Source organism: Rhodococcus oryzae (assembly GCF_005049235.1).
Classification (GTDB): domain Bacteria; phylum Actinomycetota; class Actinomycetes; order Mycobacteriales; family Mycobacteriaceae; genus Rhodococcus_G; species Rhodococcus_G oryzae.
The window spans coordinates 16,247-32,061 of sequence record NZ_SUMD01000007.1 but is presented as its reverse complement, the minus strand read 5'-3'; the positions used below and the strand labels follow the sequence as shown (position 1 = coordinate 32,061).

At 69.5% G+C, this 15,815-nt stretch carries 16 protein-coding genes; 9 read left to right on the top strand and 7 right to left on the bottom strand.

Annotated elements, in window-relative coordinates; translation table 11 throughout:
• Positions 1-2 precede the first annotated feature (2 nt).
• Genes cydB through cydC form a run of 3 tightly spaced genes read left to right on the top strand, consistent with a single transcriptional unit; the run spans position 3 to position 4,441 of the window.
• Positions 3-1,025, top strand: coding sequence for a cytochrome d ubiquinol oxidase subunit II (gene cydB, locus FCG67_RS15565; protein ID WP_136910648.1), 1,023 nt, complete (start codon positions 3-5; stop codon positions 1,023-1,025).
• Complete coding sequence (gene cydD / locus FCG67_RS15560) at positions 1,026-2,747, top strand: thiol reductant ABC exporter subunit CydD (protein ID WP_136910647.1); 1,722 nt, start codon at positions 1,026-1,028, stop codon at positions 2,745-2,747. It abuts the gene before it with no gap.
• Positions 2,744-4,441 (top strand): thiol reductant ABC exporter subunit CydC, encoded by a 1,698-nt coding sequence (cydC, locus tag FCG67_RS15555; protein WP_136910646.1) that lies wholly within the window; start codon positions 2,744-2,746, stop codon positions 4,439-4,441. The genes cydD and cydC overlap by 4 nt, the downstream gene beginning before the upstream one ends.
• Positions 4,442-4,725: 284 nt before the next feature.
• On the opposite strand, the gene FCG67_RS15550 is transcribed toward cydC, so the two are convergent.
• From FCG67_RS15550 to FCG67_RS15525, 6 genes are all read right to left on the bottom strand, one after another.
• Positions 4,726-5,367 (bottom strand): heme-binding beta-barrel domain-containing protein, encoded by a 642-nt coding sequence (locus FCG67_RS15550; protein WP_136910822.1) that lies wholly within the window; start codon positions 5,365-5,367, stop codon positions 4,726-4,728.
• Between the two features lie 282 nt (positions 5,368-5,649).
• Complete coding sequence (locus tag FCG67_RS15545) at positions 5,650-5,955, bottom strand: DUF1416 domain-containing protein (RefSeq protein WP_027503393.1); 306 nt, start codon at positions 5,953-5,955, stop codon at positions 5,650-5,652.
• Positions 5,956-5,957: 2 nt separating this feature from the next.
• Positions 5,958-6,791: a sulfurtransferase gene (locus FCG67_RS15540; RefSeq protein ID WP_077042806.1), complete on the bottom strand. Its 834-nt coding sequence runs from the start codon at positions 6,789-6,791 to the stop codon at positions 5,958-5,960.
• A gap of 70 nt (positions 6,792-6,861) precedes the next feature.
• A complete protein-coding gene (locus FCG67_RS15535) occupies positions 6,862-7,350 on the bottom strand; it encodes a DUF4395 domain-containing protein (protein ID WP_136910645.1) in 489 nt (162 codons plus the stop codon).
• A 227-nt stretch (positions 7,351-7,577) separates the two neighbouring features.
• Entirely contained in the window at positions 7,578-8,057 is a 480-nt protein-coding gene (locus FCG67_RS15530) for a thioredoxin family protein (RefSeq protein WP_136910644.1), read from the bottom strand.
• Positions 8,054-8,833 (bottom strand): LmeA family phospholipid-binding protein, encoded by a 780-nt coding sequence (locus FCG67_RS15525; protein WP_136910643.1) that lies wholly within the window; start codon positions 8,831-8,833, stop codon positions 8,054-8,056. The genes FCG67_RS15530 and FCG67_RS15525 overlap by 4 nt, the downstream gene beginning before the upstream one ends.
• Positions 8,834-8,961: 128 nt before the next feature.
• Between FCG67_RS15525 and FCG67_RS15520 the strand changes: the two genes are divergently transcribed.
• The 6 genes from FCG67_RS15520 (at position 8,962) to pstB (ending at position 14,963) form a co-directional block, all read left to right on the top strand.
• Entirely contained in the window at positions 8,962-9,732 is a 771-nt protein-coding gene (locus FCG67_RS15520; protein ID WP_136910642.1) for a winged helix-turn-helix transcriptional regulator, read from the top strand.
• Between the two features lie 164 nt (positions 9,733-9,896).
• The gene (gene mshD / locus FCG67_RS15515; protein WP_136910641.1) at positions 9,897-10,802 is read left to right on the top strand and encodes a mycothiol synthase; all 906 of its coding nucleotides are present in this window, start codon (positions 9,897-9,899) and stop codon (positions 10,800-10,802) included.
• A 209-nt stretch (positions 10,803-11,011) separates the two neighbouring features.
• Positions 11,012-12,133: a phosphate ABC transporter substrate-binding protein PstS gene (gene pstS, locus FCG67_RS15510; RefSeq protein WP_136910640.1), complete on the top strand. Its 1,122-nt coding sequence runs from the start codon at positions 11,012-11,014 to the stop codon at positions 12,131-12,133.
• Between the two features lie 52 nt (positions 12,134-12,185).
• Positions 12,186-13,235, top strand: a complete 1,050-nt coding sequence (gene pstC, locus FCG67_RS15505) for a phosphate ABC transporter permease subunit PstC (protein ID WP_136910639.1) — start codon at positions 12,186-12,188, stop codon at positions 13,233-13,235.
• Position 13,236: 1 nt separating this feature from the next.
• Positions 13,237-14,142: a phosphate ABC transporter permease PstA gene (gene pstA / locus FCG67_RS15500; RefSeq protein ID WP_136910638.1), complete on the top strand. Its 906-nt coding sequence runs from the start codon at positions 13,237-13,239 to the stop codon at positions 14,140-14,142.
• Between the two features lie 44 nt (positions 14,143-14,186).
• Positions 14,187-14,963 carry a phosphate ABC transporter ATP-binding protein PstB gene (gene pstB / locus FCG67_RS15495; RefSeq protein WP_027503383.1) on the top strand — a complete coding sequence of 259 codons (777 nt, stop codon included), beginning with the start codon at positions 14,187-14,189 and terminating at the stop codon, positions 14,961-14,963.
• Positions 14,964-15,101: 138 nt separating this feature from the next.
• Here pstB and phoU read toward each other — a convergent pair whose 3' ends face one another.
• Complete coding sequence (gene phoU / locus FCG67_RS15490; protein ID WP_136910637.1) at positions 15,102-15,776, bottom strand: phosphate signaling complex protein PhoU; 675 nt, start codon at positions 15,774-15,776, stop codon at positions 15,102-15,104.
• Positions 15,777-15,815: the final 39 nt, after the last annotated feature.

Genomic DNA, 15,815 nt, shown 5'->3' with positions numbered 1-15,815 from the left:
CCATGGGACTTCAGGAATTCTGGTTCATCCTCATCGCGGTGCTCTTCGTCGGCTACTTCGTCCTCGAGGGCTTCGACTTCGGTGTCGGCATGCTGTTCCCGGTGCTCGGCCGTACGGACACCCGCCGACGGGTCATGCTCAACACCATCGGCCCGGTCTGGGACGGCAACGAGGTCTGGCTGATCACCGCGGGCGGTGCGTTGTTCGCGGCCTTCCCGGACTGGTACGCGACCCTGTTCTCGGGGTTCTACCTACCGCTGCTGTTGATTCTGGTCGCGCTGATCCTGCGCATCTGCGCGATCGAGTGGCGCGGCAAGATCGACGATCCGACCTGGCGGGCGCGCTGCGACATCGGCATCATGATCGGTTCGTGGGTGCCCGCCGTTCTCTGGGGCGTCGCGTTCGCGAACATCGTGCGCGGCGTGGCCATCGACGAGAACAAGAAGGTCGTCTCCGGCTTCTTCGACCTGCTCAACCCGTACGCGCTGCTCGGCGGCGCGACGACGGCCATCGTGTTCGCGCTGCACGGCGCGGTGTTCCTCGCACTCAAGACCTCCGGTGAGGTTCGCGAGGACGCGGTGAAACTCGCTGCGCGACTGTCGATCCCGACGGTCGTGGTGGCCGGGGCGTTCGTGCTGTGGACGCAGCTGTCCTTCGGCAAGGGCTGGACCTGGATCCTCGTCGCGGTGGCGGCCGCCGCCCTGGTCGGGGTGGTCGCGCTGACCGCCGCGGCCCGGGAGGGCTGGGCCTTCGTGCTCACCACGGTCGCCGTGATCGCCACGGTGGTCCTGCTGTTCGGCTCGCTCTACCCGAACCTGATGCCGTCCACCATCGACGAGGCCTACAACCTCACCATCTACAACGCCTCGTCGAGCCCGTACACGCTGAAGGTGATGACCTGGGCGGCCGTGTTCATGACGCCGGTGGTGATCGGTTACCAGGCCTGGACCTACTGGGTGTTCCGCCAGCGGATTTCGACCAAGCAGATCCCGCCGTCGATCGGTCTGCCCCTGAAGACGCGTTAGATGTCGCTCGACGCACCGGCCGCGCCCGCGGAGCACGCTCGCAGGCGCGGTCCGGTGGATCCCCGGCTCTGGCACTACTCGAGATCGGCCCGCGGCTACCTGCTGCTCACGGTGGCGCTGTCCCTGGTGACCGCGGGCACGGTCATCGTCTCGGCACTGATGATCGGCACCGTGCTGGCCGGGGTGATCACCGACCCGGACGCGCGGACGCCCGCCGCGTGGGGGACCGAGCTGGCGGTCCTGGCCGCCGCGGTCGCGGTGCGGACGGCGTCCACCTGGGCACACGCCCGATACGCGCACCGTTCGGCGTCGAGGGTGATCGGAGAGCTCCGCGGCGAGGTGCTCGAGGCGGCCGCCGAGCTGCCCCCGCGAGAGCTGGACCCTAGGCGCGGTGAGCTCGCCACCGTCCTCACCCGCGGGATCGAGGGCCTGCGCGCATATCTCACCGGCTACCTGCCCGCCCTGATGCTGGCGGTCACCGTCACGCCGCTCACCCTGCTGGTGATCCTGTTCGCCGATCGGACCTCCGCGGTGATCATCGCGCTCACGCTGCCGCTGGTGCCGGTCTTCATGATCCTGATCGGGCTGCTGACCAAGGGTAAGGCGGCCGCCTCGCTGACCACGATGACCGCGCTGTCCGCGCAGCTGCTCGACCTGCTGGCGGGTCTGCCCACGCTGCGGGCGCTCGGTCGCGAACGGGGTCCGGCGGCACGGGTCCGGGCCCTAGGGGATGCGCACCGGCACACCACCATGTCGGCGCTGCGGATCGCGTTCCTGTCCGCGATGGTGCTCGAGCTGTTGGCCACGCTCTGCGTCGCGCTTGTCGCGGTGAGCATCGGCCTGCGACTCGTGTTCGGCGGCATGGAACTACGCGGAGGCGTGATCGCGCTGATCCTCGCCGCCGAGGTGTACCTGCCGTTGCGGATGGTCGGCGCGCAGTTCCACGCCGCCGAGGACGGGATGGCCGCCGCCGAGAAGGCATTCGGGGTGCTGGACGAGCGGGAACCGGTCGTCGCGGGGGAGGGCGACCGCGCCGTGCCCCTCGGCCCGATCGTGCTGCGCGCGGTGGGGGTGCGGGCCCGCGGACAGTGGGCCCCGCGCGGCCTGGACGCGGTCCTGGAGCCGGGCCGGGTCACCGTGCTCACCGGCGCCAACGGATCCGGCAAGTCCACCGTGCTGCACCTGATCCTCGGTCTCGCCGACCCCGACGAGGGCGAGGTGTCGGTCGGTGGGGTGCCTGTGCGCGCACTCGACGCCGAGCAGTGGTGGCGCGAGGTGGCGTGGCTGCCCCAACATCCGGTGCTGATCCCCGGCACCCTGCGCGAGAACCTGGAACTCACCGGGCCGGTGGCAAGCGATGTCGACGCCGTCGACAGGGCCTGCGCGGCAACGGGATTCGATACGGTGCTGGCCGATCTCTCGGACGGCTGGCAGACGAGGGTTGGGGTGGGTGGCCTCGGCCTCTCGCTCGGTCAGCGGCAGCGGCTGGCGCTGACCCGGGTGCTGCTCTCCGACGCCACGGTGGTGCTTCTCGACGAGCCGACCGCCCACCTCGATCCCGCCACCGAGGCGACGGTGCTCCGGTCGGTGTGCGGCCTCGCCGCCCGCGGCCGCACCGTGGTGATGGTCGGGCACCGGGACACGGTGCTCCGCGCAGGCGACGAGGTGGTGCTCGTCGAGGCCGCCGACGGTGCGGACCCGATCTCGGAGGTACCGGCATGAGCCGCGATCCGCTCCTGCGCGCCCTCCGACTACTCGAACTGCGGCCGGGCCGGGTCCTGTCCGCGATCGCGGCCGGGGTCGCGACCCTCGGCAGCGCGCTCGCCCTCGCCGCCTTGTCCGCCTGGCTGATCACAAGGGCCTGGCAGATGCCGCCGGTGCTCGATCTCTCGGTCGCGGTGGTCTCGGTTCGCGCCCTTGGCATCTCGCGCGGTGTGTTCCGCTACCTCGAACGGCTCGCCACCCACGACGCGGCGCTGCGCGGCACCACCGCGGCCCGCGAACGGATCTACCGTCGGCTCTCCACGGGAGACCCCGCCGCCCCTGCCGGATTGCGCCGCGGGGATCTGCTCGCGCGCACCGGGGCGGACGTCGACGCGCTCGGCGACGTGGTGGTCCGGGCGCTTATCCCGATGGCCGTCGCCGCGATCCTGGCGGTCGCGGCGACCGTCGGGCTCGCGCTGATCTCGCCCGCCGCGGCGCTGGTGCTGGCCGTCGCGCTCGTGGTCTCGGGGGTGCTCGCGCCGGTGCTGTCCGCACGGGCCGCGCGGATGGCGGAGGCGGACGGCGCGGTCGCCTCGGCACGCTTCAGCGAGACCGCGGTGCTGGCCCTCGACCATGCCGCCGAACTCCGCGTCGCGGGCCGGCTCGGCGAGACGGTCCGGGCGGCCAATGACTGGGAGGCCCGCGCGATCCGGGCCACCGACCGGTCCGCGGTCCCGTCCGCCTTCGCCGCGGCCGCGACGCCGCTTGCCATCGGGGCGAGCGTGCTGGGATCGCTGCTGATCGGCATCGCGCTGTACGGCCCCGAGGGCGGGGCACCGGGCGAGATGACCCCGATGGCGTTGGCGATCCTGGTGTTGGTGCCGCTCGCCGCGTTCGAGGGCACGGCCGCGTTGCCCGCCGCGGCGGTCGCGCTGACCAGGGCGAGGCTCGCGTCGGCACGGATCATGGACCTGCTCGACCGGTCGGGGGATCCGGTGCCGACCGGGGGTGTGCCGGTCGAGGCGCCGGTGCACCTGCGCACCGAGAACCTGCGCTGCGGGTGGCCGGGCGGCGCGGTGACCGAGCCGCTGGACCTGCACCTGGCGCCGGGCGCCCGGGTCGTGATCGTCGGACCCAGCGGCGCGGGCAAGACCACCATGCTGATGACGCTGGCGGGGCTGCTCGCTCCCGTCTCCGGGTCGCTGACGGTGAACGGGACCCCGGCCGGATCGGTCGATGCCGACTCGCTGCGTCGCGCCGTGGGGTTCTTCGCCGAGGACGCCCACCTGTTCGACACCTCGCTGCTGGAGAACCTGCGCGTCGCGGACGGCGAGCTGGACGAGGAGGGCGCGCGGGCGGTGCTCGGGAAGGTCGGGCTGGGGTCCTGGGTGTCGGGGCTCCCGGACGGTGTGCACACCTCGCTGGCGTCGGGGGGCCGGTCGGTGTCCGGTGGCCAGCGTCGGCGCCTGCTGCTGGCGCGGGCCATCGCCTCGCCCGCAGGGGTGCTGCTGCTGGACGAGCCGACCGAGCATCTCGACGCGGAGGCGGGCGCGGCGATACTGCGGGGCCTGCTCGACCGCGGCGCCGGCCTGGTGGACCCCGGCCGCACGGTGGTCGTGGTGACACATCAGCTGCCCGCCGACACGGGGGCCGACCTGGTGATCGCCGTCGGGAACGAGTCGGCATCCGCGCAAGAAGAGGCGACGATTTAATCGATTGCGAGCCCCTCGCGGCGGGCGTATTTTCGTCCGTACACGAGGAAGGAGGTGGTCTGAAGTTGAAGAACTACAGGACGCGTGAGGTGGCTGTCAGCTAGCCGCTACCGCTGACGGTGGGGTTCCATCAACCGCGATTGCGGCTGGCGAATCCCAGGCAGCTACCCGGCCCCCGAGTCCCCGGTCGAGTGTTGATCGGGATCCGTGCGACTGACGTCCGCGCACGGGTACGGCTCGGGGGTCGTTCTGCGTTGGATTGCGGTCGGGCGGCGGAGCCGCGGCTAACCGATGTAGCGGGCGAGGCGGGCCGAGAGGTGCGGCTTCAGCGGGCCGTCGGCGAGGATGCGCTCCTCGACGTAGGCGAGATCGCCGCCCTCGACGATCCCGTACAGGCGCTTGGCGCCACCGACAACGGCACCCTGCTTGCTGCGGATGACCACGTCGGTCGCGAGCTCCCAGCTGGACTGGGTCAGCGCTCGGCCGTAGTACAGCTCGACGACCCCGGAGCTGTGCGTGAGCAGCAGCTCGACTGTCTCCTCGTCGATGCTCCCCGGGATGCCGTCTCCCGCGACACGCCAGTACCCGCTCTCACGCAGGTCCGGCCGGACGAACTCGCCGTCGGCGTCGAGGACCCAGGTCTGTGATTCCCAGTGCAGGTAGTTGCCGCCGTCGTGCGAGACCACGATCTGCTGGCCGAAGCGGTACTCGCCGTCGGCGGGGTTGTTGGCCTCGCCCTCGCCACGCCAGACGCCGACCAGGGGGAGCAGCGCGAGCATGCCCGGGTTCAGGTCGGGGCCGAGCCGCAGGTTGGCGGTGTCCTCGGGGATGGGGAGGTCGGGCAACACCGGGATGTTGCGCGCGCTGGTTTCCTTCGCGCGCTCCTCGGCGGCGGCTACGGCACGATCGCCGCTGCCGCGCTGCACGGACACCGCATCAGACGGTGTGCCCTCGCCCGATTGGGGCTGCGCACCGTCGTCCGGACCGGACGTCTGGCTCACGACTCGTCGGTCACCAGGCGGTACACGACATACAGCGAGAACCAAGCAATCAGCACGGAGGCGAAGGCGAGTAGAACCTCGAAGAAGATGACCACGGCATCAGTGTAAACCGCTGCGTCGCAGCCGCATGCCGTGGGTGCCGACTGCCAGGGAAAGCCAAAGCGGCCCCGCTCCCTGGTGGGGGAGCGGGGCCGCTGGGAGGCGCTTTTACTTCGAGACGGTGATGTCCACGTTGTGGACGCCGTTGCCCTCGGGGGTGACGGTGGTGTCGCCGTTGCCGGTGCTGGACAGCGCACGCACGGTCCAGGTGCCGGGGGCGGCGAAGAACCGGAAGTCGCCGGTGCCGGAGGCCACGACCTCGGCGGTGAACTCGCCGGTGCCGTCGAGCAGGCGGACGAACGCGCCGCCAACCGGCTGGCCGTCAGCGGCCAGCACGCGGCCGGTGATGACGGTTTCCTTCTCGACGTCCACGCCCGCGGGCAGGGTCTGACCCTGAACAGGTGCTCCACACATAACTAGGCTCCCAACTCGATCGGTGCACCCACGAGGGAGCCGTACTCAACCCAGCTGCCGTCGTAGTTCTTGACATTGTTCTTACCGAGGATCTCCTGCAGCACGAACCAGGTGTGGCTCGAGCGCTCGCCGATGCGGCAGTAGGCGATCGTTTCCTTGCTCTCGTCGAAGCCCTTCTCGGCGTAGAGCTTCGTCAGGTCCTCGTCGGACTTGAAGGTGCCGTCCTCGTTGGCGGTGGTGCTCCACGGGATGTTGATGGCGCCGGGGACGTGGCCACGCTGCTGCGCCTGCTCCTGCGGGAGGTGCGCAGGCGCGAGGATCTTGCCGGAGAACTCGTCGGGCGAGCGCACGTCGACCAGGTTCTTGCTGCCGATGGCGTTGATGACCTCGTCGCGGAAGGCGCGGATGGAGGTGTCCGGCTCGCCGGCCTGGTAGGTGGTGGCCGGGCGGACGACCTCGTCCTTCGACAGCGGGCGGCCGTCGAGCTCCCACTTCTTGCGGCCGCCGTCGATCAGCTTGATGTCCTGGTGGCCGTACAGCTTGAAGTACCAGTACGCGTACGCGGCGAACCAGTTGTTGTTGCCGCCGTAGAGGACGACGGTGTCGTCGTTGGCGATGCCCTTGGCGGACAGCAGCGCGGAGAACTGCTCGCGGTTCAGGAAGTCACGACGGACGCCGTCCTGCAGGTCCTTGCGCCAGTCGAGCCGGACAGCGCCCTCGATGTGGCCGCCGTCGTAGGCCGACGTGTCTTCGTCGACCTCGACGAAGACCGTCTTCGGTGCGTTGAGGTTCTGCTCGGCCCAGTCGGCAGAGACCAGGACGTCGGAGCGAGCCATGGTTTTCCTTTCGATACTTCTTGCGGGGTATGTGGGGTGTGGTGCGGCCTAGGCCGGTTCGATTGCGCGGCTAGGCCGCGGTGATCGATGTCGACCTGCGGAAGCGGGCAACGAGCGGGTAGATCTGGCAGCCGAGGCAGAACGCGAAGGCCGCGTTCAGCAGTGCGGCGAAGAGGGCGAACCCGGTGGCCACGGTGCCGACGACTGTGAGGCCGGTGAGGAAGCCCGCCACGCCGACAACGGCGAAGACCAGGCCGACGAGCTGGGCGAACCGCAGCGGGGCGACCGGCTCGCGCTCGGTGGTCGGGGACAGCCGCGGCGCGACGAACCGGGCGAACACCTGGCCGTACGGGCTGTTGCGGGGGCCGCGGGCCGCGCCGAGCCCGAAGACGACGGCCTGCGCCGCGAGCAGCAGACCGGCCGCGACCAGGGAGAACGTCGACAGCACGAGCACGGCCACGAGGACACCGGTGGTGATCCAGGCCGCGAACCGCGGACCGCGGACGTCGACCTGGTCGGCACTACCGGTGCGGGACCGGGAGGTGGTGGAGGTGGACATGGGAGAGAACTCCTGCGCTTGAAACGGATGCCTTGACGTGCGGAGATGAACCGCGGGTATTCCGGATTGCGATCACGGCGCGGTGCTCAGGCAAGAGATGCCGGATGAGCGGAGAACGTCAGCCGTGGAATCAGCAGCAGGTACAGCAACAACCGCCGAGGCGGCACAGATCAACTGTGCGGCGTCGGGTGAGCATGAGCTCCTGGCTGGTTTGCACGAGAGGCAGCTTACCCGTTTTCGGGCGGGTGTGAATCCCCGGGTCCGCACAGGGGGAGCAGCGCGGCCCGCAGGTCGGCGGCGGTCGGAACCCCGGACACCCGGTACCGCTGCATGCCCTCGGCGTCGAAGATGAACGTGGTCGGCAGCGACAGGACGTCGAGTTCGGCTGCGAGCGCGGGGTTCTCGTCGATGTCGACCTCGATCTCCACGGCCCGGGTGGATGCCGGGTCGAGTTCCCCGTCGAGTGTCTCGAGCACCTGGCCGATCACCCGGCGGACGGCTGCGCATGGCCCGCACCAGTCGGCGGAGAAATGCAGGACGGCGGGGCCCGCGCCCGCCACCCCGGCCTCCGCGAGCAGGGCGCGGCGGGTGTCGGAGCCGGAATCGGACGGTGCGGTGGCCCGCACGGCGCCGGACCGGGCCCGCAGCACCAGCCCGGCCGCCGCGGCCGCGACGAGGACCAGCGCGAGGACGAGCAGACCGGTCATGGCGTCTGCAGATCGTCGAGGTTGATCACCACGTTCTCGCCGGAGCCCTCGATGACGACCTGCGAGCCCTCCGCATAGACCTTGGTCGGCAGCACGCCGAAGGGCAGCTGCTGGGCCTCGACGGTGCGGGTGAACAGCCCGAGCACGGCGGGTTTGAACGGTCCGGGGACGGTGAAGTCCGCATTGCCCTCGGGGCCGAAGTAGAGGTCGGTGGCGACGATCTTGACGTCCTCGCCGTCGAGGAGGAGGTCGGCCTGCACGCTCACGGCCGCCGACAGCGGACCGATCGGAACAGTGCCGGTCAGCACCACGCCGCCGGAGGTGGTCATCCCGGAACCGCCGGATCCGCCGGTGCCGTCGGACTTGTCCGCGGGCGGCGCGGACACCTGGAGGTCGGGGATCCCGAGGAACTGGCCAAGAGCGGTGGCGTCGATCAGGATCCGGCCGTCGAGCTGGTCGACGGGGACAGTCTTGACGGTGCCGTTCACCAGGTCGGATGCGGGGATGTTCACCCCGCGCAGGTTCGCCTCGACGGTGACCTCGCCGAGGACCTGGCTATCGACGCCCCGCGCACGGATCTCGACGTTCTCGTATTTGCCGTCCACGGCCTGGGTGAGGAAGGGGAAGCCGCCGATGGTCACGTCGGGGTCCGAATTGAGCTCACCGCCCTCGCGCAGGCTCCGTGAGACCCGATACTCGGAGTAGGCGGCCGCGCCGAAGTCGACGACCACCGCGAGCGCCAACAACAACACGAGGCTGAGAATCAGTTTCCGCACCGCACCATTGTTGCTGACCCGAACGGGGCTGTGTGGGGTGCCCACCGCGCGCGGCACGTTAGTCTGTTCGAGTATCGCGTCACTGTCGGCCGTGCCCGGGCACATTAACGGCAAGAAGGGGAGGCCGCGTGGAGCTGCTCCTGCTGACCTCGGACCCACACCCTGAGTCGGTGCTGCCTTCACTTGCGCTCCTGGCACATACCGTGCGACCAGCCCCGACCGAGGTCGCCTCGCTGCTCGAGGCCGGATCCGCCGACATCGCGCTGGTCGATGCCCGGACCGATCTGGCCGCCGCGCGCGGCCTGTGCAGGCTGCTCGGCAGCACCGGATCCGCGGTTCCCGTCGTCGCGGTCCTCACCGAGGGCGGCCTGGTCGCGGTCAACTCCGACTGGGGCCTCGACGACATCCTGCTGCCCGGCACCGGGCCCGCCGAGCTCGACGCCCGGCTGCGGCTCCTGGTTGGGCGCAGCGGCGGCGCCGCCAGCCCGGAGAGCTCCGGCAAGATCACGCTCGGCGAGTTGGTCATCGACGAGGGCACCTACACGGCCCGGCTCCGTGGTCGCCCGCTCGACCTCACCTACAAGGAGTTCGAGCTCCTCAAGTACCTCGCGCAGCACGCGGGCCGGGTGTTCACCCGCGCACAGCTGCTGCAGGAGGTCTGGGGTTACGACTTCTTCGGCGGCACCCGCACGGTCGACGTGCACGTCCGACGGCTCCGCGCCAAGCTCGGCCCCGAGTACGAGGCCCTCATCGGTACCGTGCGCAACGTCGGCTACAAGGCCGTCCGGCCCAGCCGCAAGTCCGGCGCCGCGCCACAGCCCGTCGACGACGGTGGCGATGACGAGGGCGGCGCTGTCGACGATTCGGAGCTGACCCCGGCCAACGGGACGGTCCTTTAGTGCCCCGCACCCGAAGTCTTCTCGCGGTTGCCGGGGCCCACGCGGCGCCTCGCTGCGTTGTCGAAGTCCCAGGTAGAACCCCGCTACCTGGGACTCCTCCGCCTTGCGATGCATCCACGTGGATCCCCGGCAACCATCAATTGACTTCGGGAGCGAGGCACTAGATGCCAGAGGCGGCCAGGAGCTGGTTCTATCTGCTCGACGACGACCAGGTCGCGCAGGTGCACGGTGTGCTGGACCGGGCGCTCGCGGCCGACGGGACCGCGCCGCTCTCCGAGCAGGCAGTGCACCACATCGTGGGTAAATCGGAGTCGTCGCGGCATCTGCTGTGGACGCTGGATGATTCGATCGTCGGTTACGCGAGCCTCGAGCCCCCGCACGGAGAGCATCCGGCGATGGTGGAGGTCGCCGTCGACCCGGCGCACCGGGGTACCGGGATCGGCCGTGGCCTGGTCAGGGAGGCCCTGGCGCAGGGCGGCGAGGGCACCCGGGTCTGGGCGCACGGCGACCTGCCCGCCGCCCGTGCCGTCGCCGCGCGCCTCGGCCTGAGTTCTGTCCGCGAGCTGTTGCAGATGCGCAGGCCGTTGGACCGACCGGAGCTGCCGGACATCACGGTGCCCGACGGCGTGATCCTGCGGACCTACGCGGGGGCGGAGGACGACGCCGAGTTGCTGCGGGTCAACGCCGCGGCCTTCGACTGGCATCCCGAGCAGGGATCGTGGACCGAGCGGGAGATCGCCGAGCGACGCGCCGAATCCTGGTTCGACCCCGAGGGCCTGTTCATCGCGGCCGATGAGGGGACCGGCGCCGTCCTGGGATTTCACTGGACCAAGGTGCACCCGGCGACGTCCGAATCGGGCGAGCTCGGCGAGGTGTATGTGGTGGCGGTCGACCCGGCGGCACAGGGCAGGGGCCTGGGCCGGCTGCTCACCGTCGCGGGCCTGCGGTATCTGCGCGAGCGTGGCCTGGGGACGGTGCTGCTGTACACCGAGGCGGACAACGTCGCCGCCCTGCACACCTATGAGCGGCTCGGATTCGAGCGGTTCCACGTGGATGTCGCCTACGCCTGAGGGGCTGTTTGCCGTGGCCCGGGGTGAGATCCGCCTCACCCGGCCATGAGTTCACCCTCCGTTCACCCTTCTGGGACGCTCTGTCCACCACCTGCCCCTACCTTTCTCGTTGGGCGGCGCCGTGCTGCCTGGTGCAGCGCTGATGCGGACTGCGCCACGGAACACCGCCCGACAATGGGCGTGAAGTTGAGCCTCCCGGAGGAAATAGCGTGAACCTCAAGCGCAGTGCTGCGATGTTCGGTGTGCTGGCCGCAGGTGCCATGGCCCTGACCGCGTGCGGCAGCGACGACAACTCCGCCTCGGGGACGTCGGTGGACACCTCCGCCTCGAACGCCGCCTGCGAGGGCAAGGACACGCTGTCCGCGGCCGGTTCCTCCGCGCAGAAGAACGCGATGGACGCCTTCACCTCCACCTACATCGCGGTGTGCAAGGACAAGGGCAAGACCGTCAACGTCGCCTACAACCCCAGCGGTTCCGGTGACGGGCGCACCCAGTTCATCGCCAAGCAGATCGACTTCGCCGGCTCCGACTCCGCCATCAAGGCCGAGCAGGCCGCCGCGGCCAAGGAGCGTTGCGCGGGCAACGACGCCTGGAACCTGCCGCTGGTCTTCGGTCCGGTCGCCCTCGCCTATAACCTCGACGGCGTCGACAACCTGACGCTCAACGGCGAGGTCATCGCCAAGATCTTCAACGGTGGCATCAAGAAGTGGAACGACCCGGCCATCGCCGCGCTCAACAGCGGCGCCACCCTGCCGGACCAGGACATCACCGTGATCGTCCGCTCCGACTCCTCGGGCACCACCGACAACTTCCAGCAGTACCTGACCACCGCCTCGAAGGGCGCGTGGACCCAGGGCGCCGGCTCCGACTTCGTCGGCGGCATCGGTGAGGGTGCGAAGGGTTCGGCAGGCGTCGCGCAGGCCGTCGCAGGCGCGCCCGGCTCGATCACCTACGTCGAGAAGTCCTTCGCGGACCAGAACAAGCTCAAGGCCGCCCAGATCGACAGCGGCGCGGGCGCGGTTGCGCTGACCGAGGACTCGGCCGCCAAGGCCATCAGCGGCGCCGCCTTCAAGACCGAGGGCGTCGGCGACCTCACGCTGGACCTGAAGTCGATCTACGGCACCACCGAGGCCGGCGCGTACCCGCTGGTCCTGGCGACCTACGAGATCGTCTGCTCCAAGGGCTACGACGCCGACACCTCCGCGGCCGTCAAGTCGTTCCTGACCAGCGCGGCCAACGAGGGTCAGGCCGAGCTGTCCGCGCAGGGCTACGTGCCGCTGCCCGCCACGGTCAAGGACAAGCTGAACGCGTCCATCTCGGCCATCGGCTGAGTCTTCCGACCGGTCCAGGCTCTATATTCGACGAAGAAGATTGCGAGCGCAGATGAGCGACGCGCCCACCCAATCGGCACCTCGCACCCCCGACCCCGGTGACGCCGGGGTGGGGGTGGGCGGTCCGCTCGGAACACCGGAGGCACCGATCACTCCAACACCTGCAGCCCCGTCCAAGACGGTGACGCGCCCGGGTGACCGGGTCTTCACCTCGATGGCGACCGGCTCGGCCGTGTTCATCTCGGTGCTGATCGGCGCGATCGGTGCGTTCCTGGTGTGGCGGGCGGTGCCCGCACTCGCCCGCAACGAGGTGAACTTCCTCACCAGTTCCGAGTGGGTCACCCAGGACATCAACCACATGGCGTTCGGCGTCCTTGACCTGTTCCAGGTCACCGTGCTGGTGTCGGTGTTCGCCCTGGCGCTGGCCATGCCGGTGGCGCTTGGCATCGCGATCTTCCTCACCGAGTACTCGCCGAAGCGGCTCGCACGGCCGCTGGCGTACGTGATCGACCTGCTCGCCGCCGTGCCGTCCATCGTGTACGGCCTCTGGGGACTGCTGATCTTCGCCCCCGCGATCAAGCCGCTGGCCCTCTGGCTCAACGAGAACCTGTCGTGGATCCCGTTGTTCGCCACCGGCTCCGGTTCGATCGCGGGTGGCGGCACGATCTTCACCGCGGGCATCGTGCTCGCGGTGATGATCCTGCCGATCATCACCGCGGTCACCCGCGAGGTCTTCGTGCAGACCCCGACCTCCCAGATCGAGGCGGCGCTGGCGCTCGGCGCCACCAAGTGGGAGGTCGTCAAGACCACCATCATCCCGTTCGGAAAGTCCGGCTACATCAGCGGTTCCATGCTCGGCCTGGGCCGGGCGCTCGGCGAGACGATGGCGCTCTACATGATCCTGCGCACCACCTCGAAGGCGTTCGGCTGGTCGCTGTTCGACAGCGGTTCCACGATCGCCTCGAAGATCGCGCTCGGATACGCCGAGTTCAACAACGAGATCCAGGCCGGCGCCTACATCGCGGTCGGGCTGGTGCTGTTCATCCTGACCTTCGTGGTCAACGCAGCGGCCCGCGCCGCGATCGCCGGAAAGAGGGCCTGACATGACGGTGACCCTCGATCGACCCGTCAAGAAGCCGACCTTCCAGGGGGTCAGCGGGCGGCGACGCTTCGCCGACCTGACGGCGGCAGTGCTCGTGACCCTCTCGGTGCTGGTCGCGCTGGTGCCGCTGGTGTGGGTGCTCTACACGGTGATCGTCCGCGGCTTTCCCGCGATGGCCAGCGCGACCTGGTTCACCAACTCGTTCAGCGGCCTGTCCGCCTCCGCCACCGGCGGTGGCATCTACCACGCCCTGATCGGAACCCTGATCCAGGGATTGGTCTGCGCGGCACTGTCGATCCCGCTCGGACTGTTCGTCGCCATCTACCTGGTGGAGTACGCGGGCCCGTCGAAGCTGGGCCGGCTCACCACCTTCATGGTCGACATCCTCAGCGGTGTCCCGTCCATCGTGGCCGCCCTGTTCATCTACGCCCTGTGGATCGCCACCTTCGGCTTCCCGAAGTCGGCGTTCGCTGTGTCGCTGGCCCTGGTTCTGCTGATGGTCCCCGTCGTCGTCCGCAGCACCGAGGAAATGCTCCGCATCGTGCCGCAGGACCTGCGCGAGGCCTCCTACGCGCTCGGTGTGCCGAAGTGGAAGACGATCATGCGGATCGTCGTCCCCACCGCACTGCCGGGCATCATCACCGGCGTCATGCTGGCCCTGGCCCGCGTGCTCGGTGAGACCGCGCCGCTGCTGATCCTGGTCGGCTACGCACCCTTCATCAACTTCGACATGTTCAACGGCGAGATGGGGTCGCTGCCCGGCGTCATGGTCGCCGAGATGAACAATCCGACCGACGCGGGCGCCAGCCGCATCTGGGGCGCGGCGCTCACGCTGATCATGCTGATCGCGGTGCTGAACATCGCGGCGAAGGCGATCGGTCACCTCTCCCGGGTCCGGAGCAAGTGACCCCATGACGACGACAACGCTCACACAACCCCGAGGGAGCCACCATGGCCAAGCGTCTTGATCTCAAGGACGTCAACATCTACTACGGCAAGTTCCACGCCGTCGCGGATGTGGGTCTGTCCGTGCCCCCGCGCAATGTGACCGCCTTCATCGGTCCCTCCGGCTGCGGCAAGTCGACGGTGCTGCGCTCGCTGAACCGCATGCACGAGGTCACCCCGGGTGCCCGCGTCGAGGGCGCCATCCTGCTCGACGGCGAGGACATCTACGGCTCGCAGGTCGACCCGGTCGGCGTCCGCCGCACCATCGGCATGGTGTTCCAGCGTCCGAACCCGTTCCCCACCATGTCGATTCGCGACAACGTGGTGGCCGGGCTGAAGCTGCAGGGGGTGCGCAACAAGAAGCAGCTCGACGAGGTCGCCGAGCAGTCGCTGCGCGGTGCCAACCTGTGGAACGAGGTCAAGGACCGCCTCGACAAGCCCGGTGGCGGGCTCTCCGGTGGCCAGCAGCAGCGTCTGTGCATCGCCCGCGCGATCGCGGTCTCGCCCGACGTGCTGCTCATGGACGAGCCGTGTTCGGCGCTCGACCCGATCTCGACGCTGGCCATCGAGGACCTGATCACGGAGCTGAAGAAGGACTTCACCATCGTGATCGTCACGCACAACATGCAGCAGGCCGCCCGGGTCAGCGATCAGACCGCGTTCTTCAATCTCGAGGCCACCGGTAAGCCCGGCCGACTCGTCGAGATCGACGACACCGAGAAGATCTTCTCCAACCCGACGCAGAAGGCCACCGAGGACTACATCTCCGGTCGCTTCGGCTAGACAGCCCTCGTCGAACGGGCCGTTTTCGGGTATCGCTCTCGGGCGATGCTCCGGAAACGGCCCGTTCGCCTTTCAGTGCCCCGACGGAACGAGAACGCCCCGACCGGTGATCCGGTCGGGGCGTCGTGGTCGGTGTGGTCAGGACTCGAGCGAGGTGGTCTCTTCAGGGTCGACGGGCATCTTGCCGGTGACCAGGAAGATGACGCGGCGGGCGACCTCGACCGCGTGATCGGCGAAGCGCTCGTAGAACCGGCCAAGCAGGGTCACGTCGACGGCCGCGGCCACGCCGTGCTTCCACTCTCGGTCCATCAGCACGCTGAAGAGGTGGCGGTGCAGATCGTCCATCGCGTCGTCCTCCTCGCGGAGCTTCGCGGCCCGCTCGGGGTCGCGGGTCTCGAGGACCTCACGCGCGCCGGCGCCGAGGGCGACCGCGATCCGGCCCATCTCGGCGAAGTAGCCGTTGACCTCCTCGGGCAGCACATGGTTCGGATGTCGGCGGCGAGCGATCTTGGCGACGTGCAGCGCCAGCGCCCCCATTCGGTCGATGTCCGAGACGATCTGGATTCCGCTGACCACGGACCGGAGATCACCCGCGACCGGCGCCTGCAGCGCGAGCAGGGCGAACGCCCGCTCCTCGCAGGTGACGCTGAGTTCGGTGATCTGGTCGTGATCGCTGATGACCTGCTCGGCCAGCGAGAGGTCGGCCTGGAGCAGCGACTGGGTCGCCCGCTCCATGGCCGCGCCCGCCAGGCCCGCCATCTCGCCGAGCATGTCGGCGAGCTCGGTCATCTGTTCGTTGTAAGCCACGCGCATGGAATCAAAGCCTACGGCGTGTGGGATACCAAGTCACGG

Excerpts from the sequence above, each read along its gene's own strand:
- cydB (WP_136910648.1), top strand. The coding sequence starts at position 3 with ATGGGACTTCAGGAATTCTGGTTCATCCTCATCGCGGTGCTCTTCGTC.
- cydD (WP_136910647.1), top strand. The coding sequence starts at position 1,026 with ATGTCGCTCGACGCACCGGCCGCGCCCGCGGAGCACGCTCGCAGGCGC.
- cydC (WP_136910646.1), top strand. The coding sequence starts at position 2,744 with ATGAGCCGCGATCCGCTCCTGCGCGCCCTCCGACTACTCGAACTGCGG.
- FCG67_RS15545 (WP_027503393.1), bottom strand. The coding sequence starts at position 5,955 with ATGTGTGGAGCACCTGTTCAGGGTCAGACCCTGCCCGCGGGCGTGGAC.
- FCG67_RS15540 (WP_077042806.1), bottom strand. The coding sequence starts at position 6,791 with ATGGCTCGCTCCGACGTCCTGGTCTCTGCCGACTGGGCCGAGCAGAAC.
- FCG67_RS15535 (WP_136910645.1), bottom strand. The coding sequence starts at position 7,350 with ATGTCCACCTCCACCACCTCCCGGTCCCGCACCGGTAGTGCCGACCAG.
- FCG67_RS15530 (WP_136910644.1), bottom strand. The coding sequence starts at position 8,057 with ATGACCGGTCTGCTCGTCCTCGCGCTGGTCCTCGTCGCGGCCGCGGCG.
- mshD (WP_136910641.1), top strand. The coding sequence starts at position 9,897 with ATGCCAGAGGCGGCCAGGAGCTGGTTCTATCTGCTCGACGACGACCAG.
- pstC (WP_136910639.1), top strand. The coding sequence starts at position 12,186 with ATGAGCGACGCGCCCACCCAATCGGCACCTCGCACCCCCGACCCCGGT.
- pstA (WP_136910638.1), top strand. The coding sequence starts at position 13,237 with ATGACGGTGACCCTCGATCGACCCGTCAAGAAGCCGACCTTCCAGGGG.
- pstB (WP_027503383.1), top strand. The coding sequence starts at position 14,187 with ATGGCCAAGCGTCTTGATCTCAAGGACGTCAACATCTACTACGGCAAG.
- phoU (WP_136910637.1), bottom strand. The coding sequence starts at position 15,776 with ATGCGCGTGGCTTACAACGAACAGATGACCGAGCTCGCCGACATGCTC.